Origin of the sequence: Amycolatopsis sp. NPDC051061 (assembly GCF_040682935.1) — a bacterium.
Classification (GTDB): Bacteria; Actinomycetota; Actinomycetes; order Mycobacteriales; family Pseudonocardiaceae; genus Amycolatopsis.
Genome location: NZ_JBFBBZ010000142.1, coordinates 1 through 1,773 on the forward strand (window position 1 = coordinate 1; position 1,773 = coordinate 1,773).

Genomic DNA, 1,773 nt, shown 5'->3' on the forward strand with positions numbered 1-1,773 from the left:
CTTTTCTAATGCATCAATGGCTGCCTTCACATCAACAAGACCGGCCCCTTGCCGCCGCGGCGATACGATAACATTATTGTAGTTAATATCGTTGATTGGCTGGGCAGTATTCATCTCAACTGTCTTAAGAAAATCGGTGAGCGCTGTCCCTTTAAGTTGTTTGTAATAAGCATAAAAAGGGTTGTTTTTGTTATTCAATGCTTGTTTCAACAATGCTTGTGAACCGGCAATAAATGGCGAGGCCATTGACGTACCAGACATATTTGTGTAGCCATTGTTGTTTTGCGTTGACCAGATGTTGCCGCCTGGTGCGGTAATATCTGGTTTGAAGGAAAGATTGGAAACTGGCCCATAGGATGTGAAGTCAGACATCTTGTCTTCAGTATATTTCTGATTTGGTACCATCGTCAGGGCAATCTTGACACCGAGACTATCATCCGGGTGTGCTGTGACCCAGTCAACCAGCTTTTGACCGGTTACACTTGAGAGCCCAAATGTTGGGAAGGTGGTGGTTAACGCCATAGAAGTCACCGGTGTTGCTGTGCCATCGTTGTTGACAATGATCAAGCCAGCAGCACCAGCGGCTTGGGCATATTTTTGTTTATCAGCAAAGGTAAGTTCGCCACGTTTAACGATGGCAATTTTGCCTTTAGCGTCAGCAGTATAGTCGGCTACTTTCCCTTTGCTGAGGTTGCCACTAGCATCTTTAACAACATAAAACTTCTTTTGGTCAAAGCTACCAGTGAAATCGTTGCTTGAAAGCTGAATGGTTTCCGGTCCAAGCTGTAAACCTGTACCATCAGTAATGGTCACTGCCTGAGTGATGACATCCGTGTTTTCAGCGGAAGCAACTGTGGTCGCTCCTCGTGATGTCCCTGGCGTTCCCACCATTTCATTGTCTTGCAAACCGTAATAATCTTTGTTGACGCCTTCAGTTGCTGAACTGGATATTCCTGAGTTCCCAGCAGAAATGACGGCGGCTGTTCCTGATTCGTTAGCATTTTGCACCGCAGCAAGTTCTGGATCCTCCAAGGTTTGGTTGCCTGAACCAGATCCTAAGGACATGTTGAGGACATCGGCACCGATTTTTGCCGAGTCTTCAATGGCAGAAACCAAGGTAGCTGACCCGGTTGTTGCAGAAGTGTCAGAGTTGGTGAAAACTTTCATTGCCAGTAGCTGTGCTTCTGGCGCAACTCCGACAACAGACTTGGCTGGATCGTCACCTGTCCCGTTAGCACCGATGATCCCAGCAACATGCATGCCGTGTTGTTCGTCAACCGTATCATCTGTAATGGTGTCGTTATTATCAGCATAATTAAACCCATATGGCACTTTTGAATTAAAATAGCGGCCATGCTTGGCGGTATCAGTGAATTTTTCAACATCAGATTTGGTTAGTTTAACGTCTTTATCATTGCTTAGCCGCATGTCTTTGTGTGTTGGATCAATGCCAGTGTCAATAACCGAGACAACTGTGCCTTCACCTTTATATTTGTAATTGGACCATACGGCTTGCACATTCGCCATCGAGTTTGCCTTAGTATCAGTCGGATAATAAACTTTCGCCAATGTGACTGTTTTAACTGCGGCAATTTGTTTCAGTTTAGGGATATCAACAACCCTAACTTTAGTTGAAAAGCCGTTAACGACATAGCCATAACTTTCACTGGCAGTTTGTTGGGTGACTTGTTCAACAGCTGCCTTAACGCTTGCCTGAGCCGCGATCACTTTATTGGTCTCCTGCTGAATCTCCGCCGTGCTGGAGTAATCAGT

General features: G+C 45.6%; 1 pseudogene. It reads right to left on the bottom strand.

The annotated features are described in order from the left end of the window. Window positions 1–1,773 (bottom strand): annotated as a pseudogene (gene prtP, locus AB0N03_RS52265) (PII-type proteinase); the annotation flags it as partial.